The organism is Streptomyces sp. NPDC093568 (assembly GCF_044764945.1).
In the GTDB taxonomy this organism is placed as follows: Bacteria; Actinomycetota; Actinomycetes; order Streptomycetales; family Streptomycetaceae; genus Streptomyces.
Genome location: NZ_JBIWJD010000003.1, coordinates 420,390 through 443,461 on the forward strand (window position 1 = coordinate 420,390; position 23,072 = coordinate 443,461).

The 23,072-nt window shown below is 72.4% G+C and carries 22 protein-coding genes and 1 pseudogene; 10 read left to right on the plus strand and 13 right to left on the minus strand.

Features of this window, described 5'->3' with window-relative positions; translation table 11 throughout:
* Positions 1-55: 55 nt before the first annotated feature.
* Positions 56-1,036 carry a non-homologous end-joining DNA ligase gene (gene ligD, locus ACIRD7_RS16025; protein ID WP_403453437.1) on the minus strand — a complete coding sequence of 327 codons (981 nt, stop codon included), beginning with the start codon at positions 1,034-1,036 and terminating at the stop codon, positions 56-58.
* 74 nt (positions 1,037-1,110) lie between these two features.
* Positions 1,111-1,797 carry a response regulator gene (locus tag ACIRD7_RS16030; protein ID WP_403453438.1) on the minus strand — a complete coding sequence of 229 codons (687 nt, stop codon included), beginning with the start codon at positions 1,795-1,797 and terminating at the stop codon, positions 1,111-1,113.
* Between the two features lie 269 nt (positions 1,798-2,066).
* Here ACIRD7_RS16030 and ACIRD7_RS16035 point away from each other — a divergent pair, with 269 nt between their 5' ends.
* From ACIRD7_RS16035 to ACIRD7_RS16055, 5 genes and pseudogenes are all read left to right on the plus strand, one after another.
* On the plus strand, positions 2,067-2,717 hold the full coding sequence (locus ACIRD7_RS16035; RefSeq protein ID WP_403453439.1) for a TetR/AcrR family transcriptional regulator: 651 nt from the start codon (positions 2,067-2,069) through the stop codon (positions 2,715-2,717).
* Positions 2,718-2,790: 73 nt separating this feature from the next.
* Positions 2,791-3,015, plus strand: a pseudogene (locus tag ACIRD7_RS16040) (helix-turn-helix transcriptional regulator); the annotation flags it as partial.
* Between the two features lie 74 nt (positions 3,016-3,089).
* The gene (locus tag ACIRD7_RS16045) at positions 3,090-3,470 is read left to right on the plus strand and encodes a DoxX family protein (RefSeq protein WP_403453440.1); all 381 of its coding nucleotides are present in this window, start codon (positions 3,090-3,092) and stop codon (positions 3,468-3,470) included.
* A complete protein-coding gene (locus ACIRD7_RS16050) occupies positions 3,467-3,925 on the plus strand; it encodes a peroxiredoxin (RefSeq protein WP_403453441.1) in 459 nt (152 codons plus the stop codon). The genes ACIRD7_RS16045 and ACIRD7_RS16050 overlap by 4 nt, the downstream gene beginning before the upstream one ends.
* Positions 3,926-3,979: 54 nt before the next feature.
* Positions 3,980-6,316 (plus strand): SpoIIE family protein phosphatase, encoded by a 2,337-nt coding sequence (locus tag ACIRD7_RS16055; RefSeq protein WP_403453442.1) that lies wholly within the window; start codon positions 3,980-3,982, stop codon positions 6,314-6,316.
* Here ACIRD7_RS16055 and ACIRD7_RS16060 read toward each other — a convergent pair whose 3' ends face one another.
* From ACIRD7_RS16060 to ACIRD7_RS16075, 4 genes are all read right to left on the minus strand, one after another.
* A complete protein-coding gene (locus ACIRD7_RS16060) occupies positions 6,317-6,751 on the minus strand; it encodes a cupin domain-containing protein (protein WP_403453443.1) in 435 nt (144 codons plus the stop codon).
* 109 nt (positions 6,752-6,860) lie between these two features.
* Positions 6,861-7,889: a non-homologous end-joining DNA ligase gene (gene ligD, locus ACIRD7_RS16065; protein WP_403453444.1), complete on the minus strand. Its 1,029-nt coding sequence runs from the start codon at positions 7,887-7,889 to the stop codon at positions 6,861-6,863.
* Between the two features lie 3 nt (positions 7,890-7,892).
* The gene (locus ACIRD7_RS16070; protein ID WP_403453445.1) at positions 7,893-8,501 is read right to left on the minus strand and encodes a DNA polymerase ligase N-terminal domain-containing protein; all 609 of its coding nucleotides are present in this window, start codon (positions 8,499-8,501) and stop codon (positions 7,893-7,895) included.
* Between the two features lie 56 nt (positions 8,502-8,557).
* On the minus strand, positions 8,558-9,388 hold the full coding sequence (locus tag ACIRD7_RS16075; protein WP_403453446.1) for an aldo/keto reductase: 831 nt from the start codon (positions 9,386-9,388) through the stop codon (positions 8,558-8,560).
* Between the two features lie 96 nt (positions 9,389-9,484).
* Between ACIRD7_RS16075 and ACIRD7_RS16080 the strand changes: the two genes are divergently transcribed.
* The gene (locus ACIRD7_RS16080; RefSeq protein ID WP_403453860.1) at positions 9,485-10,549 is read left to right on the plus strand and encodes a LacI family DNA-binding transcriptional regulator; all 1,065 of its coding nucleotides are present in this window, start codon (positions 9,485-9,487) and stop codon (positions 10,547-10,549) included.
* On the opposite strand, the gene ACIRD7_RS16085 is transcribed toward ACIRD7_RS16080, so the two are convergent.
* From ACIRD7_RS16085 to ACIRD7_RS16100, 4 genes are read right to left on the minus strand one after another with little or no spacing between them, the layout of a single operon-like run.
* Complete coding sequence (locus ACIRD7_RS16085; RefSeq protein ID WP_403453447.1) at positions 10,512-11,912, minus strand: glycoside hydrolase family 32 protein; 1,401 nt, start codon at positions 11,910-11,912, stop codon at positions 10,512-10,514. The two genes, ACIRD7_RS16080 and ACIRD7_RS16085, sit on opposite strands and share 38 nt — an antisense overlap.
* Positions 11,909-12,763 (minus strand): carbohydrate ABC transporter permease, encoded by an 855-nt coding sequence (locus ACIRD7_RS16090; protein WP_403453448.1) that lies wholly within the window; start codon positions 12,761-12,763, stop codon positions 11,909-11,911. The genes ACIRD7_RS16085 and ACIRD7_RS16090 overlap by 4 nt, the downstream gene beginning before the upstream one ends.
* A 15-nt stretch (positions 12,764-12,778) precedes the next feature.
* The gene (locus ACIRD7_RS16095; protein ID WP_403453449.1) at positions 12,779-13,732 is read right to left on the minus strand and encodes a carbohydrate ABC transporter permease; all 954 of its coding nucleotides are present in this window, start codon (positions 13,730-13,732) and stop codon (positions 12,779-12,781) included.
* Positions 13,729-15,138, minus strand: a complete 1,410-nt coding sequence (locus ACIRD7_RS16100; RefSeq protein WP_403453450.1) for an extracellular solute-binding protein — start codon at positions 15,136-15,138, stop codon at positions 13,729-13,731. The genes ACIRD7_RS16095 and ACIRD7_RS16100 overlap by 4 nt, the downstream gene beginning before the upstream one ends.
* 174 nt (positions 15,139-15,312) lie before the next feature.
* Here ACIRD7_RS16100 and ACIRD7_RS16105 point away from each other — a divergent pair, with 174 nt between their 5' ends.
* Positions 15,313-16,863 (plus strand): glycoside hydrolase family 32 protein, encoded by a 1,551-nt coding sequence (locus tag ACIRD7_RS16105; protein WP_403453863.1) that lies wholly within the window; start codon positions 15,313-15,315, stop codon positions 16,861-16,863.
* Positions 16,864-16,882: 19 nt separating this feature from the next.
* Here the strand turns inward: ACIRD7_RS16105 and ACIRD7_RS16110 are convergent, their stop codons facing one another.
* Positions 16,883-17,092: an Arc family DNA-binding protein gene (locus ACIRD7_RS16110; RefSeq protein ID WP_403453451.1), complete on the minus strand. Its 210-nt coding sequence runs from the start codon at positions 17,090-17,092 to the stop codon at positions 16,883-16,885.
* A gap of 28 nt (positions 17,093-17,120) precedes the next feature.
* On the opposite strand from ACIRD7_RS16110, the gene ACIRD7_RS16115 reads away from it, so the two are divergent.
* Both ACIRD7_RS16115 and ACIRD7_RS16120 read left to right on the plus strand, forming a co-directional pair.
* Positions 17,121-18,350, plus strand: coding sequence for an RNA-guided endonuclease InsQ/TnpB family protein (locus ACIRD7_RS16115; RefSeq protein WP_403453452.1), 1,230 nt, complete (start codon positions 17,121-17,123; stop codon positions 18,348-18,350).
* Between the two features lie 96 nt (positions 18,351-18,446).
* A complete protein-coding gene (locus ACIRD7_RS16120) occupies positions 18,447-19,421 on the plus strand; it encodes a TauD/TfdA dioxygenase family protein (RefSeq protein ID WP_403453453.1) in 975 nt (324 codons plus the stop codon).
* 14 nt (positions 19,422-19,435) lie between these two features.
* Here ACIRD7_RS16120 and ACIRD7_RS16125 read toward each other — a convergent pair whose 3' ends face one another.
* Both ACIRD7_RS16125 and ACIRD7_RS16130 read right to left on the minus strand, forming a co-directional pair.
* Positions 19,436-20,314, minus strand: a complete 879-nt coding sequence (locus ACIRD7_RS16125; RefSeq protein ID WP_403453454.1) for an alpha/beta fold hydrolase — start codon at positions 20,312-20,314, stop codon at positions 19,436-19,438.
* 201 nt (positions 20,315-20,515) lie between these two features.
* Positions 20,516-20,803 (minus strand): hypothetical protein, encoded by a 288-nt coding sequence (locus ACIRD7_RS16130; RefSeq protein WP_403453455.1) that lies wholly within the window; start codon positions 20,801-20,803, stop codon positions 20,516-20,518.
* Between the two features lie 163 nt (positions 20,804-20,966).
* Here ACIRD7_RS16130 and ACIRD7_RS16135 point away from each other — a divergent pair, with 163 nt between their 5' ends.
* Complete coding sequence (locus ACIRD7_RS16135) at positions 20,967-22,901, plus strand: BTAD domain-containing putative transcriptional regulator (RefSeq protein WP_403453456.1); 1,935 nt, start codon at positions 20,967-20,969, stop codon at positions 22,899-22,901.
* The last annotated feature ends 171 nt before the right edge of the window (positions 22,902-23,072 follow it).

Sequence of the window (23,072 nt, forward strand, 5' to 3'; positions counted from 1 at the left end):
GTCACGGGCGTACCAGCGGTGAAGGGCAGCGCAATAATTGCCGCCGACCTGTGCGTCAGGCGTCGTCGGGCAGCACCGCCGACGCGTCACGCGGCGTCAGATCCGGCCTGAGCCGCTGCCACGACGGCTGGCGCAGCAGCCCGGACCGGGTACGCACGCTGTAGCGCACCTCGCCCACCAGCCGGGGCAGCACCCAGTGCGCGCCCGCCACATGGGGCACGGGATCGAAGGGGCACACGTCCGACGCGGCGGTCCGCAGCAGCGCGGCCAGCTCGGTCCGTTCGGACTCGCTCCAGCCGGTGCCCACCCCGCCGACGTACCGCAGCCGGCCGTCGGCCGCGAACTGCCCGACCAGCAGCGCGCCCGGAAGGCCCGCGATGCGCCCCTTGCCGGGGAGCCAGCCGCCGACGATCACGTCCTCGTTGTGCATGTTGCGGATCTTGATCCAGGAGCGGGAGCGCGCCCCGGGCTCGTACAGCGAGTCCAGCCGCTTGCAGACCAGCCCCTCCAGCCCGTGCTCGCGGGTCGCCTCCAGCGCCTCGGCCCCCCGTCCCACCAGGGCGCCCGGCGTCGACCAGTACGGCCCGTCCAGGCCCAGCTCCTCCAGCCGCCCCCGGCGCCGGGAGTAGGGGACCTTCAGGAGGGAGCGGCCCGCGAGGTGCATCACGTCGAACAGCACCAGCTGGACGGGCGTGCGCGCGGCCATCCTGGCGGCCCGGGCGGGCGCGTGCGCGAGGCCCATGCGGGACTGGAGCAACTGGAAGTCGGCGCGGCCCTGTTCGTCCAGCGCGAGGATCTCCCCGTCCAGGACGGCCGGGGTTTCGCCGAGCGCCTCGGCGAGCGGCCGCAGCTCGGGGTAGGCCGCGGTGATGTCCTCCCCGGAACGGGCGCGCAGCAGCAGTGTGCCGTCCCCCTCCAGATAGACCACCGCGCGCTGGCCGTCCTGCTTGGTCTCGTACGCCCAGCGGGCGTCCTGCGCGACGGGCGGCAGGGTGCCGGGTGTCGCGAGCATGGGAGGGATCAGCGGCAGGGTCACGGGTCAGTTCTCGACGTCCCCGCCCTCCGTCACGCGCCCGGGCCGCCGATTTCCCCTGATCGGCGGCCCGGCCGTCACTGCTCCTCGGCCGGCGGCAGGGCTCGGACCAGGCCCGACTGGTAGGCGATCACGACGAGTTGGGCACGGTCGCGGGCGCCCAGCTTGGTCATGGCGCGGTGCACATGGGTGCGCACGGTCAGCGGGCTGACGAACAGCTTCTCGGCGATCTCCTCGTTGGAGTGCCCCTCGGCGACCCAGGCCATGACCTCCCGCTCCCGCGCGGTCAGGGCCGCGAGGTCCCCAGGGGCGGGCGACTGGGAGCTCTCGGCCGGGGAGGCCAGGAACCGGGTGATCAGCGTGCGGGTCGCGGTGGGGGAGAGCAGGGACTCACCGGCGGCCACGGTGCGGATGCCGTCGAGCAGCACGTCCGCGGTGACGTCCTTGCCGAGGAAGCCGCTCGCCCCGGCCCGCAGCGCCTGGGCCACGTACTCGTCGATCTCGAACGTGGTGAGGATCAGCACCCGCACCGCCGCCAGGCCCGGGTCCGCGCAGATCGTCGACGTGGCGGCCAGACCGTCGGTGCCGGGCATGCGGATGTCCATCAGGACCAGGTCGGGGCGGTGGGACCGGGCGAGTTCGACGGCCTCCGCGCCGTCGGTGGCCTCGGCGACCACCTCCATGTCCGCGCAGGAGTCGATCAGGATCCGGAAGGTGGCCCGCAACAGGGCCTGGTCGTCGGCGAGCAGGACGCGGATGGTCATGAGCGGGGGTTCTTCCGGTTCCGGGGCGGTCGGACAAGCTTGCAGGGAATGTCACGCGGTGTCGTCGTACCTGTGCCGACAAGCCGGTACTCGCAACGCAGTAGTGCGCCGGGCTCGAGGTCATCCCCCAGGGGGAGGGGGCGCCGCCCGCCCACCACGCTCGCGCCCCGTTCAGTCACGTGACTTAGATTGTACGGAGGCGAAGCCACGGCGGCTCGAGGGACCGGCCGCCGGCAGACGGTGCGCGCGGTCCCGGTGCGGTGGTGATCATGGCAGGCAGGACGCTGCGGGAGGAACAGGCGGGCGCGACCCGGGAGCTGCTGCTGACCGCCGCCGAGCGGCTCTTCGCCGAACACGGCGTGTACGCGGTGTCCAACCGCCAGGTCAGCGAGGCCGCCGGGCAGGGCAACAACACCGCCGTCGGCTACCACTTCGGCACCAAGACCGACCTGGTCCGCGCCATCGTCCGGCGCCACTCCGCGCGCATCGAGGAGATCCGCGCCCGGCTGGTCGCCGACCTGGCCGACCCGGACGACGTGCGTGGCTGGGTGGACTGTCTGGTCCGCCCCTCTCTCGAACATCTCGCCGCGCTCGGCAGCCCCACCTGGTACGCGCGGTTCTGCGCCCAGGTCGTGGCCGATCCCGCGCTGCACCGGATCATGGTCGAGGAGGCACTCACCGCCCCGTCCCTCCAGGCGATCATCGAGGGGCTGAACCGGTGCCTGCCCGACCTCCCCGTCGAGGTCCGCGCCGAGCGCGGCGAGATGGTCCGCCATCTGATCGTCCACGTGGCCGCCGAGCGCGAGCGCGCCCTCGCCGAGCAGACCCCCACCCCGCGGTCGACCTGGGACGACGCCGCCACCGGCCTCACCGACGCCGTCGTCGGCATGTGGTCCGCGCCCGTCACCACCGCCCGCTGACGCCACCGCACAAGGAGTCGCGACCGTGGAACCGACACTCGGCGGACGGGGCGGGTCATGGGCGCCGGTGCCGCGGGCCGGGTCCAGAGTCCGCGGGGAGTTCGGCATGACCTTTCCGCAGTGGCGCACCCAGTCACGCCTCCACCACGCGCTGCGCCTGCTCGCCGAGGACACCCCCGTCACCGCCGTCGCCCACCGCTGCGGCTGGTCCTCCGCCAGCGCCTTCATCGACGTCTTCCGCCGCTCCTTCGGGTACACCCCGGGAACCCACAACCGCCGTGCGCACCAGGGCGAATGAAGAGGCGGGGGCGGATGGCGGACCCGGATCTACCCTCCGGTAGCATCCGGCGGCAGGCCATCCAAGGAGGATCAGTGCCCCGGTCCGAACGCTCGCCCCTGCTGCTCGCCGGCCTGCTGGCCGCGGCCGGCGTCACTCACTTCACCGTCCCCCGTCAGTACGACGCGCTGGTGCCGACCTCTCTGCCGGGGACGCCCCGGACCTGGACGTACGCCAGTGGCGTCGCCGAGCTCGCGCTGGCTGCCGGAGTCGCGCTGCCGCGCACCCGCAAGGCCGCCGCGCTGGCCACGGCCGCCTTCTTCGTCGGTGTGTTCCCCGCCAACGTGAAGATGGCCGTCGACTGGCGGCACCGCCCGGCCCCGCAGAAGGCCGCCGCCTTCGGCCGGCTGCCGTTGCAGATCCCCCTCGTGCTGTGGGCCCGAGGCGTCGCGAAGAACACGGAGGGCAGGGCGTGAGCGCACAGCTGAAGGCGGGCGACAAGGTCGAGGACTTCGAGCTGCCGGACGAGACCGGTACCGTCCGCAGCCTGTCCGAGCTGCTCGCCGAGGGACCCGTGGTCCTCTTCTTCTACCCGGCGGCGCTCAGCCCCGGCTGCACCGCGGAGGCCTGCCACTTCCGTGATCTCGCCGCCGAGTTCTCCGCCGTCGGCGCGCGGCCGGTCGGTATCAGCGGGGACGCGGTCGAACGCCAGCAGCAGTTCGCCGACCGCCACGGCCTCGGCATGCCGCTGCTGTCCGACGCCGACGGCAAGATCCGCGAGCTGTTCGGGGTGGCCCGCGGCTTCTCGCTGGCCCCGACGAAGCGGGCCACCTTCGTCATCGGGCAGGACCGCACCGTCCTGGAGGTCGTCCGCAGCGAACTGCGGATGAACACCCACGCCGACCGGGCCCTCGCCGCGCTGCGCGGGTGACCGCCGGGGGCGTCGCAGGTTGATGCCCTGCGGCGGAGGACTCATGCTGGACGAATGGAGCACGTCTCCGCCTCGGTGATCCTCGATGCCCAGGGTGTGGTCAGGGGGTGGAGCGAGGGTGCCCGGCGGCTCAGCGGCCACAGCGCCGAGGAGGTCGTCGGACGGCCCGCGCGGGACCTGCTCGCCGAAGAACCACCGCCGGCCGCCGTCGCCGCCCTGAGCGGCACCGTCGTCCTGCGCCGTCACGACGGCTCGCGGGTGCCCCTGGCCCTGCGGGCGGAGACCGTCCTGGGCGAGGACGGCGCGCCCGACGGATACGTGGTCACCGGCGAACCGCCGGGCGGACCGGAGCCGGACCTGGGCGAGCGGGCCTTCCAGCAGGCGTCGATGTCCATGTCGGTGTTCGACACCGAGCAGCGCTATCTGCGGCTCAACGACGTGGCCTGCCAGGTGATGGGCCTACCGGAGGACGCCCTGATCGGCCGGCACTTCCCGGAGACCGTGGAGGAGGCCGAGCACGGCCGCGGCTTCCACTGGCACCTGCGCCAGGTCGCCGAGACGGGCCGGCCGATCCGCTACGAGAGCTTCACCGGAGCCCCGGCCCTGAACCGGGAGCACGCCTGGAGCATCCAGATGTGGCCCGTGCGGGACGCAGACGGCGAGGTCGTGGGCACGGCCCTCGCGGCCTTCGACAGCTCCGAGCAGTACTGGGCGCGCGAGCGGCTGGCCCTGCTGAACGAGGCCGCCGCGGCCATCGGCACCACCCTGGACGTGGTGCGCACCGCCGAGGAGCTGATCGGGGTCGTGGTGCCCCGGTTCGCCGACTTCGCCAGCGTGGACCTCTTCGACTGGGTCCTGGACTCGGAGGAGCCCCCTGCCCTGTCCGGCACCGACATCGCCCTGCGCCGGATCGCCCACGGCTCCGGCACCGAGGGCACCCCCGAGGCGGCCGTTCACCTGGGCGAGGTGGACTACTACCCGCCGTTCTCGCCGCCCGCGCGGGCGATCATGGAGAGCCGGGTCATGCAGGGCCAGGCGGGCGAGCCGGCGTTCATGCGGTGGATCGCGGAACGCAACGCCCGCGCCCCGGAGGGCCGGCGCCACCGCGTGGGTGCCCACTCGATGATGGCGGTGCCGCTGCGGGCCCGCGGCACCACGCTCGGCGTCGCGGTCCTCGTCCGGATCAGACAGTCCGACGACTACGGCGGCGACGACGCCGTCTTCGCCGAGGAACTCGCCAGCCGGGCCGCGGTCTGCATCGACAACTCCCGCCGCTTCGCCCGGGAGCGCACCACCGCGCTGGCCCTCCAGCACAACCTGCTGCCCCGGGGCCTGTCCGGACAGGCGGCCGTCGAAGTCGCCCACCGCTACCGGCCCTCCGGCTCACAGGCCGGCATCGGCGGCGACTGGTTCGACGTGATCCCGCTGTCCGGCAGCCGGGTCGCCCTCGTCGTCGGCGACGTCGTCGGACACGGCATCCCCTCGTCGGCCACCATGGGCCGGCTGTGCACGGCCGTACGCACCCTCGCCGACGTCGACCTGCCGCCCGACGAGCTCCTCACCCACCTCGACGACCTGGTCACCCACCTGGCCGGGGACGACTCCGACGAGGTCGCCGAACTGGGGGCCACCTGCCTCTACTCCGTCTACGACCCCGTCACCCGCCGCCTCAGCCTGGCCGCCGCAGGCCATCCGCCCCCGGCCGTCGTCCTGCCCGACGGCACCGCGCAGGTCATCGAGATGAACGCCGGGCCGCCCCTCGGGGTCGGGGGACTGCCCTTCGAGGCCATGGAGGTTGAGCTGCCGGAGGGCGCCCTGGTCGCCCTGTACACGGACGGTCTCATCGAGGACCGCGACCGCGACATCGACCACTCCACCGCCGAACTGTGCCGCGCGCTGACCGCGCCCGCCGAGTCCCTCGACGCGCTGTGCGACGGCGTGCTCAAGGCCGTCCTGCCGGAGGACCCCAGCGACGACGTGGCCCTGCTGCTGGCCCGCACCCGGGTGCTGGGCACCGACCGCATCGCCACCTGGGACGTGCCGCCCGACCCCGAGCACGTGGCGGCGACCCGGCAGGCGGCCACGGACCAGCTGGCCGCGTGGGGCCTGGACGAGGCGGCCTTCGTCACCGAACTCGTCGTCAGCGAACTCGTCACCAACGCCATCCGGTACGGCGCCCCACCCATCCAGCTCCGGCTGATCCGGGACCGCGCCCTCATCTGCGAGGTCTCCGACGGCAGTTCCACCTCCCCGCATCTGCGCCGGGCCCACGCCTACGACGAGGGCGGCCGCGGACTGCTGCTGGTCGCCCAGCTCACCCGGCGCTGGGGCAGCCGGCAGACCGGCAGCGGCAAGACGATCTGGGCGGAACAGCCGCTGCCGTCGGGGTGATCACTCGAAGGGGCAGCCGGGATTCGGCGCGTCCTGCGAGAACGGCGCACCGTGTGGCAGCACGTACAGGACGTCGAGGACCACCGGCGTGGTGCCCTCGTTGCGGCCTATGTGGACGTTGCCCGGTCCGGCCGGCTCCTGGATGAAGCTGCCTTCGGGGTAGACGCCGTCGGAGACGCAGGTGGAGTCGTAGTGGGTCAGCGTGCCCTGCTGTGCGAACGCGTACAGCGGGCCGTCGTGGTAGTGCCAGCCGGTGGCCTGACCCGGCGGAATCGTGATCTCGCGAAGGATGTAGTCGGTGCCGCCGACGGTCTTCTGACTGATCGTCCGGCCGACGACACCCGGTCCGGGCGGAGTCGCCTGGGCGGGCGTGGCGAGGAGGACGGTGGCGGCGGCCACGGTGCCGGTGACGGCGGTGCGGAGGGCGGAGCGCATACGAAGCCTCCTGAGGCGAGAGCTGCTGTCGCCGTGAACATAGAGGCACACAAGGCAAGTTGAACCCGGAACCACAACATCCGCCGGTGCTCCGGGACGTTGGCTCCGCTCAGGCGCCGGCCCGCCCCGCGGGAAGCTCCCGTACGACGTCCTCGGCCTGCTTGTCGTCCCGCAGCCCCAGATACCGCGGATGCCGCAGCAGGCCGTCGCGGGTCCACTCGGTGAAGTCGATCTGCGCGACCAGTTCCGGCCGCACCCACCGCGCGCCCCGCTCCCGCACCGGCCCGTCGAACGGCGAGCGCGAGACCCGCAGCCCCTCCAGCCGCTCCCGCAGATCGAGCAGCGTACGCCGGTCGAAGCCGGTGCCGACCTTGCCCGCGTACCGCAGCCGCCCGCGCTCGTAGTAGCCGAGCAGCAGCGCGCCGAGCCCCACCCGGCTCCCGGCCGGTTCGGTGAACCCGGCGATGACGAACTCCTGCCCCTGAGCGCACTTGAGCTTGAGCCAGTCCCGGGACCGGCGCGGCAGGTACTCCCCGTCGGCCCGCTTGGCGATCAGGCCCTCCCACCCCCGGGCACAGGCGTCGGCCAGCAGTTCGGCCCCGCCCTCGTTGCGGTGCGCCGACAGCCTGAGCGGCGCCCGGTACGCCAGGGCCCGGCGCAGCAGGGACTTGCGGGTCCGCAGCGGCAGCCGCGTGAGGTCCTGGCCGTCCAGCCTGAGCAGGTCGAAGACGTAGTACGTCACAGCGACACCGCTCGCCTCCACGTCCTGGCGCCGGGTCAGGCCCATCCGCTGCTGGAGCCGGGAGAAGTCGGTGCGGCCCCGGGAGAACGCCACCATCTCCCCGTCGACGGTGAAGTCCCCGCAGGACTGCCCGCCGAGCGCGTCCACGACCTCCGGGTAGGTGGCGTCGATCCGGCGGCCCGAGCGGGACAGCAGCGAGGTATGGCCGTCCTCACGCACCGCCAGCACACGTACCCCGTCCAGTTTCCGCTCGAAGAGCCAGTCCTCGCCGGAGAAGTCCCGCCGGTCGCTCAGCGTGGCCAGCATGGGCCGCGCGGCCAGGTCCGCCCCCGGGCGCGCCGTCCGCAGCAGCCGACGCTGCTCGGCGGGAAGCGTGTCCAGCAGTCCGGTCGGCACCGCTCACCCCGCGTCGCCGTCCGCGGCGACCTGGGCCAGGGTGCGGCCGCTGCGGACCGAGCGGGCCCGGTAGGGATCGGGTGTGCCGTGCGGGCGGGCCCGCGCCTTGCCGGCCTTCACCAGCAGCCACGCCTCCCGGTCGTCCTGACGGCCGCGGATCCGGGTGAGGGCGTACTCGCCGTGCAGTTTCGACCCGCTCAGCCGGAACGTGGCGTGACCGTGCTCCAGCGACTCCCCGAAGTCCACCGGCCGCCCCTCGCGGTCGTGGCTGAGCGGCTCGTAGGTGCCGCTGTCCCAGACGATCACCGTGCCGCCGCCGTACTCGCCCTTCGGGATCACGCCCTCGAACTCCTCGTACTCCAGCGGATGGTCCTCGGTGGGCATCGCGAGCCGCTTGTCGTGCGGATCGTCGGAGGGCCCCTTCGGCACCGACCAGGACTTCAGCACGTCGTCGACCTGGAGCCGGAAGTCGAAGTGCAGGGTGCTGGCGTCATGGATCTGCACGACGAACCGCGGCTCCTCACCGGCGGCGCCCGAGCGCCCCTCCGGCTCACGGGTCCGGCCGAAGTCACGCTTGCCGTGGTACTCCCGCAGACGGTCCTTCTCACCCACGTGGGCCTCCTTCCCGAGCGCCCCGGGTACCCCGCGAGGGCGGCGGCGACTCCCGCTCAGAACTCCTCGTGCGCCTCCGGATCCCCACCGAGCCGCCGATGCGCCCGGTCGGCGACGGCGGCCATCTGGGTGGCGTCCAGGGTGAAGCCGTGGACGTCGAGGTTCTCGCGCTGCCGCTCCGGGTCGCCCGACTTCGGGATGGGGACGGCTCCCACCTGGGTGTGCCAGCGCAGGACGACCTGGCCGGGAGTGACCTTCAGGGTGTCGGCGATGCCCTTGATCACCGGGTCGTCCAGCAGGCTCGAACCGCGGCCCAGCGGGCTCCAGCTCTCGGTGACGATGCCCTTGTCCGCGTGGAAGGCGCGCAGCTCGTCCTGCGGGAAGAGCGGGTGCAGCTCGATCTGGTTGACGGAGGGCAGCACCCCGGTCTCCCGCTCCAGCCGCCCGATGTGCTCCGGCGTGAAGTTGGAGACGCCGATCGAGCGGACCAGGCCGTCCTCGCGGAGCCTGATCATCGCCCGCCAGGAGTCGACGTACTTGTCGACGCGGGGGAGCGGCCAGTGGATCAGGTACAGGTCGACGTACTCCAGGCCCAGCCTGCGCCGGGACTCCTCGAAGGAGGCGAGGGTCTCCTCGTAGCCGTGGTGCCGGCCCGGGAGCTTCGTCGTCACGACCACCTCCTCGCGCGGAACGCCGGCGTGTGCCACGCCCCGGCCGACGCCCGTCTCGTTGCGGTAGTTGGTCGCGGTGTCGACGAGGCGGTAGCCAGTCCGCAGGGCGTCGGCGACCGCCCGTTCCGCCTGGTCGTCGTCCATCGGCCAGGTGCCCAGACCGATACCGGGGATCGTCGTGCCGTCGTTGAGCGTGTGCAGCGCGATGCTGGTCACTGTGGGACCTTCCCTCGACTGTGCCGTACACCCAGCGTCACGGATAGGGTGAGGATCGATCAACCGGACGGGTGGGGGATGAGAGCGGCGGACGGCATGGACGGCACCGAGGAGAAGCAGCCGGCGGGAGCGGCGCGTCCCACGTCCCGCGACGTCGCCCGGCTGGCCGGGGTGTCCCACACGGCGGTCTCCTTCGTCTTCAACGGCCGCGCCGAGGGCAACCTCTCGCCCGCCACCCAGGAGCGCATCCGCCGCGCCGCCGCGGAGCTCGGCTACCGGCCCGACCCCGTCGCCCGCGGCCTGCGCCGCCGCCGTACGGCCGTGATCGGCCTGGTCACCGACGAGATCGCCTCCTCGCCCTTCGCCGGACGGCTGCTGCGCGGCGCCATGGAGACCGCCTGGGCCAGCGAGCACCTCGTGCTGACCATCGACTCCGGCGGCGACCCGGCCAAGGAGGACGCGGCCGTCGCCGAGCTCCTCGACCGGCGCGTGGACGGCATCATCTACGCGGCCATGTCGCTGCGCCGCGTCCGCGTCCCCGAAGGCCTGCACCGCACCCACTCCGTGCTCGCCAACTGCATGCCCGAGGACGACTCCCTGCCCGCCGTCGTCCCCGCCGAGCGAGCGGGCGGCCGTACGGCGGCCCGGCTGCTGCTGGACGAGGGGCACCGCAGGGTCGCCGTGGTCGGCGGCCAGGACGACATCGCCTCCGTCGACCGGCTGCGCGGCTTCCGGGACGCGCTGCGCGCCGAGGGGATCACCGTGCCCAAGGAGTGGGTCGTGCGCAGCGGCGGCGAGATCTCCGGCGGGTACGAGGGCACGATGCGCCTCCTCGACGGCGTCCCCGCCGACCGGCGGCCCACCGGGATCTTCTGCTACAACGACCGCGTCGCGGCGGGAGCCCTGCACGCCGCGGCCCGGCTCGGCATCGCCGTCCCCGCCGACCTGTCGGTGGTCGGGTACGACGACCAGGAGCACATGGCCGGGTTCCTCACCCCGCCCCTCACCACCGTGGCGCTGCCGCACCGGGCGATGGGCGACGCCGCCGCGCGCCTGCTCCTCGACACCATCGACACCGGCCGGACGCCGCCCGCGACGGTACGGCGCCTGGCCTGCCCGGTGGTCAGCAGGGCGTCGGTGGGACCAGCTCCCAGCCGGTGACCGCGGCCCCGGCTCCGGTCACGACGAGTTCGGCGACGTCGTCCGGCCGGCGGTAGACCCGCTCGGTGACCGTCGCCCGGTCGCCGGCGAACAGCTCGAACAGCGAGCCGTCGACGAGGATCCGCACCTCACCGGCCGGCGCCGGCACCACGACCGGCCCCGATCCGTCGGGCCGGCTGCGCGGCCAGTCACGTCGGTCGAGCGTCACGGTCCCGGCCTCCGGGTCCAGCACGACCGTCAGCTCCGCCCCCGCGGCGGACCGCAGCAGACTCACGGTGGTGCGGCCGGACGCGGTCACCGTCAGGTCGTACGCCTCCGGCAGCGCCGCACCACGGCCCGGTGCCGTGACGAACGGCTCGGCGGCACGCGGCAGCCGGAGCTCCGGCGCGGGTTCGACACGCAGGGAACCGTCGGGGTGGACGTCCACCACGCGCGGCGCGGTCAGGACGCCGGCCCACCCGGCGCGATCGACCTCCCGCTGCGGGCGGGCCTCCCACGACCAGCCCCACATCAACGTCCGGTCCGGTGCCTGGAGCACGGCGGGGGCGTAGAAGTCCCGGCCGTGGTCCAGCCGCCCGCCGGTGCGGGCCTCGAAGCTCAACCCGCCCTCGCCGTACGGCCGCAGACTGCCCGTCAGATAGCCGGTGTCGCAGGGGCTCCCGTCCCACAGCGACAGCACCAGCACCCAGTCCCCGCCCGCGGTCTCGAAGAGCTGCGGGCACTCCCAGCCCACCGCCCCGTCGCCGAAGTACCGCGCGGCGACCGGGTCGGCGCCGTCGAGGAGCACCCCGGCGAACCGCCAGTCGGCCAGGTCGTCACAGTCGTACAGCAGCACCGACGGCGTCCCGTCCGCGTGCCCGGCGCCGACCAGCGCCCACCGCCGCCCGTGGCCGCGGAACACGAACGGGTCGCGGAACATCACCACGTCCAGGCCGGGCGGCGGGCCGGTCACGACCGGCTTGGGCAGCGGCCGCCAGTCGGTGAGCGTCTCGTCCTCGGGCATCAGGGCCCGCGCCAGACAGATCGAGCCGAGGCCGGTGTGGTGCCGGTCGACGCCCGTGTAGACGGCCGTCGGCACACCGTCGTCGTCGACCACACAGCCCGACCAGCAGCCGGCCTCGTCCGGGCCGCCGGGGGTCGGGGTGAGCGCGATCGGATGGTGCTCCCAGTGGACGAGATCGGGGCTGGAGACATGGCCCCAGTGGACGTTCGCGTGCACGGGCGCGGCCGGGTTGTGCTGGTAGAAGAGGTGGTGGCGGCCACGCCAACGGAAGGGCCCGTTGGGGTCGTTGATCCAGTTGGCGGGCGGACGGACCCGCAGACGCGGGGCGTTGGGATCCGTGGACCGAGCTGCGAGGCTCAACGGTTGACTCCTGCGGACGTGATGCCCTCACGCAGAGGGCGCTGGCCGACGACGAACACGGCGACGGCGGGGATCATGGAGAGCACGACACCGGCGAGGACCACCGAGATGGAGCCGGTGCCGAGGTTGCCCTGGAGGGAGACCAGGCCGAGGGGGAGGGTGTAGTTCTGGCCGGAGGTCTCCAGGATCAGCGGCCGGAAGAACTCGTTCCAGTGGTAGTTGAAGGCCAGCACGCCGACGATCGCGAGACCGGGCGCGGCCAGCGGGGCGTACACGGACCGGAAGATCCGCCAGGGCCCGCAGCCGTCCAGCATCGCCGCCTCGCCGAGGTCCTTGGGCATGCCCAGGAAGTACTGGCGCATCAGGAAGGTGCCGAACGCGGTCGGGAAGGCCGGGATGATCAGACCGAGCAGGGTGTCGGTCAGGCCCATCGACTTCAGGACCAGGAACACCGGCACGATGGTCACCTGGAGCGGCACCATCATGGTCGCCAGGACCAGCCCGAACAGCGGCTTCTTGAACCGGAAATCGAGGCGGGCGAAGGCGTATCCGGCGAGCCCGGCGGTGATCATCTGGCCCCCGGCGATCAGTGCGGTCACCAGGGTCGAGTTGAGGGCGAGCAGCCAGACGTCGATCTGGTCGAAGACCCCGCGGTAGGCCTCGGTGGACGGGTTCGTCGGGATGATGCTCGGCGGCAGGTCGAACGCCTCGGCCGGGGTGCGCAGCGACGTCGAGACGGTCCAGATGACCGGTCCCAGGGTCAGCAGCGCGCACACCGCAAGGCCGGCGATCCGGGCCCACGGCGCGAGGGAGTGCCGGGTGCGGCTGAGGGAGAGGGTTGCTTGGCTCATGGGAGGCTCACCGGCTCACTGGTAGTGGACGAAACGCCGGCTGAGCCGGAACTGCAGGGCGGTGACCGCCATGATCAGCACGAACAGCAGCACGCCCACCGCGGAGGCCGCACCGAAGCGGAGCTGTTCGAACGCGCTCTCGTAGATGACCATCACCACGGTGCGGGTCGCGTCACCGGGACCGCCGTTGGTGAGGACGTACGGCTGCTCGAAGACCTGGAGCGCGTTGATGATGCCGACCACCGACGCGACCAGCAGCGTGGGGGACAGCAGCGGCAGCGTGATGCTCAGGTGCTTGCGCAGCCCCGTCGCGCCGTCGAGGGAGGCGGCCTCGTGGACCTCTTTCGGGATGTTGTTCAGCCCGCCCACGAACAGCAGGAACGAGAACCCGAACTGCTGCCAGACGTAGACGAGCACCACCGTCGCCATCGCCGCGTTCTCGGACGTCAGCCAGGGCACCGGAGCGATCCCGACCAGGCCCAGCAGCCAGTTCACGACCCCGAAGTCCTGGTTGAACAGGTACTTCATCACCACCGAGATCGAGGCGGCGGACAGCACCAGGGGGAAGAAGAACGCCGACCGGAACACCGAGCGCAGCCACACCGGCATCCGCCCGTTCACGGCCAGCGCCAGGGTGAGCGCGATCAGCAGCTGGAGCGCCACCGCGAACACCATGAACACCAGGGTGTTGCCGAAGGAGACCAGCACCGTGGAATCGGTGAAGACCTCACGGTAGTTGGCGGCCCCGGCGAACGTCGGGTCGTCGATCACGTTCCAGTGGAACAGGCTCAGCACCACCGATCCGACGATCGGGACAACCGTGAAGACGACGATGCCGACGATCGTCGGAGCGAGGAACATTGTGGCCAGCAGCCGGGCGCCACGGTCGCGGGCGGACGGCCGGGGCGCGGGAGCGGACGGCGCGGCCGGCGGCTTCGGCCGTACGGCGGGTATCTGGGTGTTCGTCATACGTCACGCTCCATGGCCTTCTCCAGGTCGCTCTGCATCCGGCGCAGCGCGGGACCCACCGAGCGCCGCGAGGCCAGGGCGGTACCGGTGTGCTTGAGCAGCACCTGCTCGACCTCGGCGACCTGCGGCGGCGCGGGGATCGGTCCGGTGTCGGGGAACTTGTCGAGGGTGTCGTAGAAGACCTGCCAGTGGTTCGGGCCGGTCTCCCGGTAGCGGTCGGCGGTCAGCATCGAGCGGCGCGCCGGGGTGGTCTGGTTGGTCTCGAACAGCCGCATCAGGGTGTCGCGGCGGGCGGCGTACTTGATGAACTCCCAGGCCTCCTCCTGCCGCTTCGAGGTGCGCAGCAGCGCGTAGCCGGCGGCGCCGTACTGCATGCGCTGGGTGCGCCAGCGCGGGAAGTACTGCACGTCGAAGGAGTCCGCCTTCATCCCGGCCAAGTGCAGACCGCCCGCCCAGAAGCCGCCCGCGGGAGTGACGCCGACCCGGCCGGTGGAGAACACGCCGATGAGGTTCTGGCCGTTGCCGCCCTCGGGCCGGCTGCACAGGCCCTCCTGGACGAGGGAGGCGAGATAGTCGTACGCCTCCTCCACGCGGGCGTCGGTGGCCTGCGGGGTCGTCCACCGGAAGCCGCCGCCGCGTCCCTCCCGCGCGGCGGCCGGGTAGAAGGAGTCCCACAGCCAGGACCCGCCGGGCGCCTTGTACTCGGCGAGCAGGTTGGTGTCGTTGGCGAAGAGCCACGGCACCACGCCGCCCCACAGCCGGTTGGTCCAGAAGTACGGGGTGAACTGGGAGCCGCTGGACTTCTTCATGTCCCGTAGCAGCGCGGTGAAGTCGTCGCGGGTCCAGTCGGCCGCCGGGAAACCGGCTCCCGCCCGCTTCAGCACCTGGTCGTTGAGATACATGTCGGCCGCGTTGAACTCGACCGGCAGCTGATAGAGGCTCCCCTCGTACATCATCGACTCCACCAGCGAGGGGTGGACGTCGGCGAAGTACTCGCGCAGCTCCTCGGCGTCCCGCTTCACCCAGTCGTCCAGCGGGACACCGAGGCGCTGCGCGAAGAGCTGGACGCCCTCGGTGGCGACGTACACGAGGTCGGGCGCGGTGCCGGCCGCGATCTGGGTGAGGATCTTCGCGAAGAAGTCCGACCAGTCGACGGCCTGCACCGCGTTGATCCGCAGCTTGATGTCGGGGTGGACCTTCTTGAACCCCTCGGTGAGGGTGCGGACGGCCTCCGGCCCGTAGGCGGGGCCGAGCGTGGCGACGACGAGCGAGCCGTCGTCCCGGCCGGGGATGTCGGCTCCGGTGAGCCGGTCCCAGCTCGCGGCGGTGCCGGCCACCGCGGCGGCTGCCGCGCCGTAGGCGCCGGACCGCAGCACGGTGCGGCGGGTGAGATGCGAGTCGGTCATGCAGACGCCTAACTCGTGTTAGTCGAGAAGTGATGCCCCAGATGATGAGAAGCGCGTCACGACCCTGTCAAGAGTCGTGAACCACTTGACCTTTAACGAGTTAGGTCCCACAGTCCTGGTCCCATGAGCCGCCCACCCGACGCCTGGGACGTCCGACGAGAGGACCGACGCGTGATGCGCCCGATGACCAGAAGAGCCCTGTTCGCCGGTTCGGCCGCCGGGGCCTCGGCCGTGCTGCTGCCGACCGCGACCCCGGCCGCCGCGAAGCCGCGGAAGGCCGCCGCCGCGTGCGCGAGCTACCGCGCCGAGTACCACTTCACGGTCCCCGACCAGTGGAAGAACGACCCGCAGCGCCCGGTCTGGATCGACGGGGAGTATCGCTACTTCTACCTGTACAACCCGGACTACTTCAGCGGCGGAACCACCACCGGCACGGCATGGCGTCTGGCCGCCAGCAGCGACCTGGTCGCCTTCACCGACCGAGGGATCGCCGTGCCGAAGGACACGACCCCCAACGGCGACGTGTGGTCCGGTTCGGCGGTCATCGACACGGACGACACGGCGGGCTTCGGGCCGGGTGCGGTGATCGTCATCGCCACCATGGCACCGGACGAGGTCACACAGGCCCAGTACCTGTACTACTCGACCGACGGGGGCCGGACCTTCGTGAACCACGGCACCGCCCCGGTGCTGCCCAACCCCGGGGTCCGCGACTTCCGCGACCCCAAGGTGATCCGCGACGAGGAGCGCGGGCGGTGGGTGATGGCGCTCGCCGAGAACGACAAGGTGGGCTTCTACCACTCCACCGACCTCAAGTCGTGGTCCTACGTCAGTGGCTTCGTCAAGGGCGGCATCGGCGTCCTGGAGTGCCCGGACCTGTTCCGCATCACCGCCGCCGACGGCACCGCGAAGTGGGTGCTCGGCGTCAGCGCGAACGGCAAGGGCGCCGGGCTGCCGAACACGTACGCCTACTGGACGGGCCACTTCGACGGCACCTCCTTCACCGCCGACGCCAACGAACCGCAGTGGCTCGACCACGGCTGGGACTGGTACGCGGCCGTCACCTTCGAAAAGCACCGCCGCGACGGCTCCGTCGACCCCTCGGTGCGCTACGCGATGGGCTGGCTCAACAACTGGGACTACGCCAACATCACGCCCACCATCGACTGCGACGGCTTCAACGGCACCGACTCGATCGTCCGTGAGGTCACGCTGCGGCGGGACTCCGGCGGGACCTACCACCTCGCCTCGCAGCCCGTCGCCGCGCTGGACGACCACGTCTCCCGCACGGTGAACCTGGGCGACGTGTCGGTCAGCGGCACCCGGGTGCTCGACTACCGGGGCACGGCCTACGAGGTGACCTGCGAGATCACCTGGGACCAGCTCAAGGGCGCCGGCCTCCAGCTGCGCCGGTCGTCCGACGGCAGCCGCCACGTCGACGCCGGTGTCTACGGCGACTACGCCTTCCTCAACCGCCGTCCCACCGTCAACCCCGACGCCTCCGGCAGATGGCAGGAGAGCCACAGCCCCTTCGACCCGTCCGCCCGCACCGTGCGCCTGCGCATCCTCGTCGACCGCACGTCCGTCGAGATGTTCGTGGACGACGGACGGTACGTGCACTCCTCGGAGGTCTTCCCGTATCTGATCGACACCGGGCTCGCCCTCTTCACGATCGACGGGACGGCGGTGTTCCGGAACACGGTGATACGGGAGTTCACCTGGTAACCGGAGGATGCCCCGGCGTTCACGCCGGGGAGGAATCCGGCTTCCTGCGTAGCGGGGCAGGGGTAGCCGGATCGCCGCCACGGCGATCCGGCGTTTCCGCGGCGATAGCTGTGAGGCCGACCTCGATCAAGTGCAGGATCTCGGAGTTGATGGATCGCCGGTCCGCAGCCGCCTGGGCGCGTACGCGGGCGTGGAGGTCGTCGGGGAAGCGGACGTTGAAGTTGACCATGTAGCCATTTTATAGCTATTATGTAGCTATGGTGACACGGCAGGTTACGGAGGACGCCGGGAGCGCCCGGTGGACCTTCCGCGCCCGCGTGTCGTCCACCGCCCACGGTGCACTGATGGCGGAGTGGGACCGGTGCCGGTGGATCTGGAACGAGTCCGTGGCCAAGTCCAAGGAAACGCACCTCTGGAACCGGAATCGCCCCGAGGGCATGGATAAGCTCACGTGCGGTCCGGCGCAGCTCGACAGGATGCTGACTGAGGCCCGCGGCAAGAACACATGGCTACGAGAGGGCAGCAGCGTTCCGCAGCAACAGATCATCCGGGACTTCGCCAAGTCCCGCGCCAAGGCACAGAGGGACATCAAGGAACGTCTGCCCGTGCACCGCCGGGCAGGGATGCCCCGACACAAGAGGAAGCGCGAAGCGCTGCCGAGCCTCAACTACACCCGGCGCGGCTTCCGCCTGAAGGACGGTCGCCTGCATCTGGCGGGCGGGATTGTCCTGACTCCGGTGTGGTCGCGGGAGCTGGCCGCCGCCCCGTCCTCGGTGCGGGTCTATCAGGACAGCCTCGGCCACTGGTACGTCTCGTTTGTCGTCGCTGCCACCGTCGAGCCGCTGCCCGCCACGGGCCGGGTGCTCGGCGTTGACTGGGGCGTCAAGGAGACCGCCACCACCACATCCGACGCCCACGACTTCCCTCACCGGCATCACGGCCGCAAGGCCCAGGCGAAGCTGACCCGGTACGACCGGATGGTGGCCCGCCGCAAGCCGCAGAACGGACAGACATCGTCAAAGGGCCATCGTGAGGCGAAGAAGTCGCGCGCCAAGGTCTACGCGAGAATCGCCCGGCAGCGGCAGGACGCGGCGCGCAAGTGGGCGAAGCGCGTAGTGACCGACCACGACGCCATCGCGGTCGAGGACTTCCGGCCGAAGTTCCTCGCGAAGACCACGATGGCCCGCAAAGCCGCTGACGCGGCGATCGGCGCCACGAAGCAGGCCTTGGTCGAGATGGGCCGCAAGCACGGGCGAGACGTCCGCATGGTGCATCCCGCGCACACCACCATGGACTGCGGACGTTGCGGAGCGAGAACCAAGCACGCACTTCCGCTGTCGGAACGTACCTACATCTGCACCGCATGCGGAGCCGTCTCCTCCAGAGACAAGAACTCCGCCCGCGTGATGCTCGTCCGGGCTGGTCTCACCCCGGCTGGTGCTGAGGGCGTAAGACCTCCGGGAGCGCTGCTCCCGGAGGCAGCCTGAGCCAGGAATCCCCCTCGTTCACGAGGGGGAGGATTCAAGATCTTCCTGGAACCGGCTCGGACCGCAGCCGGTCCGGACGACCGACGGAGCGTGCGGATGACGAGGGACAGGGCCACCGCGGACGGAACGGAACCGGTCGCGGGGATCGAGGTGAAACCGGTCGCCGGGTACATCGGGGCCGAGATCACGGGCGTCGACCTGGCGGCGGAGCTCGCCGACGCCCAGGTCGCCGCGATCCGGGCGGCGGTGCTGCGTTGGAAGGTCGTCTTCTTCCGGGGGCAGCGGCTGGACCACGCCGGGCATGTGGCGTTCGCGCGGCGGTTCGGGGAACCGGTCGTGCCGCGCAAGCGAGGGAGTGCGTCACCGGCGGACTTCCCCGAGGTCGAGACGACCGCCGACCGGCTGGAGCTGGGCGGGCGGTTCGGGATGGAGCACGACGAGTGGCTGCGACGGCGACGGCACACGCTGCTGCGCGGCTGGCACTGCGACCACGGGGCCCGCGTCGACCCGCCCGCCGCGACGATCCTGCGCGCCGAGACCGTACCGCCCTACGGCGGCGACACGACCTGGTCCAACCTGGCCGCCGCGTATGCCGGACTCTCCGCTCCGGTGCGGGAGTTCGTGGACGGACTGCGGGCCGAGCACCGCCTCGGCGTCGGCTACCAGCCCCGGCCCGGCGAGGACGCCTACGTCCGTCATCTGCTGGACCATCAGGTCGCCTCGCTGCATCCCCTGGTGCGGGTCCATCCGGAGACGGGCGAGCGGGTGCTCTACGTCAACGGCTACTACGTCGAGCAGATCGCCGGGCTCTCGCGACCCGAGAGCCGGGCGATCCTCGACATGCTGCTGGAGCAGGCGGTACGGCCCGAGTACACCGTCCGCTTCCGCTGGGAGCCCGGCAGCGTGGCCTTCTGGGACAACCGGGCCACCATCCACCTCGCCCCGAGCGACAACGCCCACCTCGACTTCCCCCGGATCATGCACCGGGTGATGCTCGCCGGTGACGTGCCCGAAGGGGTGGACGGGAAGCCGTCCGAGGCGGTGACCGGGACCGAACCGGGGCGCTGGTAGCCGAGGGCGGCGCTTCAGCGGGCGAGCAGCTCCCGCAGCGCCTTCGCGATGTCGTCCGGCGCCTCCTCGGCCATGAAGTGGCCGCAGCCGACCGTGGTGTGCCGCAGATCCGGTGCCCAGGCGCGCCACACCCCGGCCGCGTCGAAGCCGAGCGCCGTGCCCCAGTCCTGCTGCAGCACGCTCACCGGCATGCGCAGCGTGGCTCCGGCCTCCCGGTCGGCCCGGTCGTGCTCGATGTCGACGCCGGCGGAGGCCCGGTAGTCGGCGACGATCGAGGGCACCGCCTCGCGGCAGGCAGCCAGGTAGGCGGCGCGCACGTCGTCCGGGACCGCCCGCCGGTCGGCCGTCCAGATGTCGAGGAAGTGGCCGAAGAAGGCGTCCGGGTCGGCGCCGATCATGCGTTCGGGCAGGCCCGGGGGCTGGGCCATCAGATAGAGGTGAAAGCCGACGGCGGCCGTGACGCCGTGCATCACGTCCCACATGTCCAGCGTCGGCAGCACGTCGAGACAGGCCAGATGGGACACCGCCGCCGGGTGGTCGAGCCCGGCGCGGAAGGCCACCAGGGCCCCGCGGTCGTGCCCGGCCAGGGCGAAGCGCTCGTGCCCGAGCGCGCGGGCCAGGGCCACGACGTCCGCGGCCATGGTCCGCTTCGCGTAGACGGTGCCGTCGGTCTCCGCCGGCTTGTCGCTGGCGCCGTAGCCGCGCAGGTCCGGACAGATGACCGTGTGGTCGGCGGCGAGATCGGCGGCCACATGGCGCCACATCAGGTGGGTCTGCGGGAAGCCGTGCAGCAGGACGACCGGCGGTCCGGAACCGCCGACTGCCGTGTGCAGGGACACGCCGTCGGCGACGGGGACGCGGTGCTGGTCGAAGCCGGGGATGACAGGGGCCATGGCTTCGCTCCTTCCGTTGAGCATCTGGGGATTCCCTCGGGATTCCTGTCGGGCTCCTCGGGATTCCTCTCGGGTTCCTCTTGATCCTCCCGAGGGCGGATGAGCAACGGATGAGCAGCCGGGGGGCGGCTCGCGTCCCCGAGCCGCCGGGCACGGTCCTTCAGTCCCGGTCCGCGTCCCCGAGCCGCCGCACCCGGTCCTTCAGTCCCGGTCCCGCTCGCTCCCCTCGCGCCGGCGGTTCAGGAAGCCGGTCACCAGGATCACCGCGCCGATGGCGATGATCGTGCCGGACTGGTAGAAGGCGGTCGCCGGGTTGTCCGGGGTGAAGGGCAGCGAGCCGAGCCCCAGGGAGGGGGCGGCGCCGGCCCACGCCGCCGCGAGGCCCCCGAGGACGATCAGGACGACAGCTCCACGTGTCCCGAGCCCCGCCCACCAGGGCTCCTGGGCGTGATACTGCCGGTTGCCGCTCTCAACGTCCTTGTCGGTCATGGCCCTTTGCTCCTGTGCGTGTCGTGGTCACCGGAGTAGACGCGGGCCGGGCCGCGGACGTTCACTTCACACCGGCCCCATCCGCCCCTCGTGCGGTTCGTCGGTCCGAGATGAGCCGCCGTATCTTGGTAGCGCCACGGGATCCTGGAACAGGGAGGCAGACGTGGGCCCCGGCTTCGGTGTGCTCGGGCCGGTGACCGCCTGGGACGCGGACGGCGAAACGATCGCCCTGAAGGGGCCGAGGCATCGTTCGGTGCTGGCCCGGCTGATCGTCGCCCGGGGGCGTGTCGTACCCGTCTCCCGCCTGGTCGACGACCTCTGGACCGACCCGCCCGCCGACGCCGTCGGCGCGGTGCGCACCTTCGTCGCCGCCCTGCGCCGAGCCCTCGAACCCGATCGCCCGCCCCGCACTCCGGCCCGGCTGCTGGTCACCGACGGCCCGGGCTACGCCCTGCGCGCCGCGCCTGAGGCGGTCGACGCCTGGCGTTTCGAGCGAACGGTCGCGGGCGCCCCGGCGCTGCCGGCCGAGGAGGCGGTCGCGCGCCTGGACGAGGCGCTCGGCTGGTGGCGCGGCCCGGCCTACGCGGAGTTCGCCGAGCAGCCATGGGCCCGCACCGAGAGCAGTCGGCTGGCCGAGCTGCGCCGGCACGCCGTGGAGCTGCGCGCCGAGTCGCTGCTGGCCCTGGGCCAAGCCGACCGGGCGGCCGCCGACCTGCGGGCGCACGCGGCCGAACACCCCTGGCGGGAGAACGCCTGGCGGCTGCTGGCCCTGGCCCTGTACCGCGCGGGCCGGCAGGCCGACGCGCTGGACGTCCTGCGCAGGGCGCGGGTGCTGCTCGCCGACGACCTGGGCATCGATCCCGGCCCCGGCCTTCGCTCGTTGGAGACCGACATCCTCCGGCAGGCCGACCACCTGGGCCGGGCGGACCACCCCGCCGACCTGGTGTGGGAGCGGGTCGCCGCCGCCTACGACCGGACCGTCGCCCCCGGTGCCCGCGCCCGCCTGGAGTCCACCGCCGGCCTGCTGCGCAGCCTCGCCGTGACCGGCGGCGGCGGACTGCTGGCCGCCCGCGAGCACCGCGTGGCCGCCGTCGAGGCCGCCGAGGAACTGGGCGACCCCGAACTGACCGCCCGGGTCGTCGGCGCCTACGACGTCCCCGCCCTGTGGACCCGCCTCGACGACCCGGAGCAGGCGGCACGAGTCGTGGCCGCCGCCGAGCGCACCCTGACCGCCCTGCCCGCCGAAGGGCACGACGCGGACAAGGCCCGCCTGCTCGCCACGATCGCCCTGGAGTCGCGCGGCACCCGGCTCGCCCGTGGCCCGCAGGCCGCCCGCCGGGCCGAGGAGATCGCCCGCCGACTGGACGACCCCGCACTCCTCGCGTTCGCACTCAACGCGGCCTTCATGCAGTCCTTCGACCGCACCGGGCTGGCCGCGCGCCGCGACGGGATCGGCGCCGAGCTGGTCGCCCTCTCCGCCAGGCACGGCCTGTCCGCCTTCGAGACCCTCGGCCATCTCGTCCGCCTCCAGGCCCGCAGCGCCCTCGGCGACTTCACCACCGCCGACCATCACGCGACCGCCGCCGACGCCCTGGCCGCACGGCACGAACGGCCGCTCGTCGGTGTGTTCACCGGCTGGTACGCGGCGCTGCGGCTGGACGCCACCGGCCGGGCCCCCGTGACCGAGGTGGAGGCGGCCTACCGTGACGCCGCCGCGCTGCTGAACGGCGCGGGCATGCCCGGCCTGGCCCACGGCCTGCTGCCGCTCGCGCTGCTGTGCCTGCGGGTACGGCACGCCCTGCCGCTCGACTTCGACGCGGACACGGACTGGGGACTGTACGCACCCTGGGCGCGCCCCCTGCTCCTGCTCGACCAAGGCCGCCGTACGGAAGCCGCCGACGCCCTGCGCGCGACACCCGAACCGCCGCGCGACCTCCTCCAGGAGGCCCTGTGGTGCCTCACCGCCCGCGCGGCGGAGAACCTCGGCGACCGGCGGATCACGGCCCGTGCGCGTGCCGCGCTCGCCCCGGCCGTGCACGAACTGGCGGGCGCGGGCAGCGGGTTGCTCACCCTGGGGCCGGTCTCGGCCTACCTGTGAGGGCCGGGTCCGACCGGTAGGGGGCTGGTTCACCGGATTACGGACCACGAACGGCCGGCCGGTCCATGAACGCACCGGTGAACCGATGTACGAGACTCGTCGTCGTACAGGTGAATGATCGACATCGCTCCCGCCGGGTACCCGCCGTCGGCAGAGCGCGCCCGCGTGCCC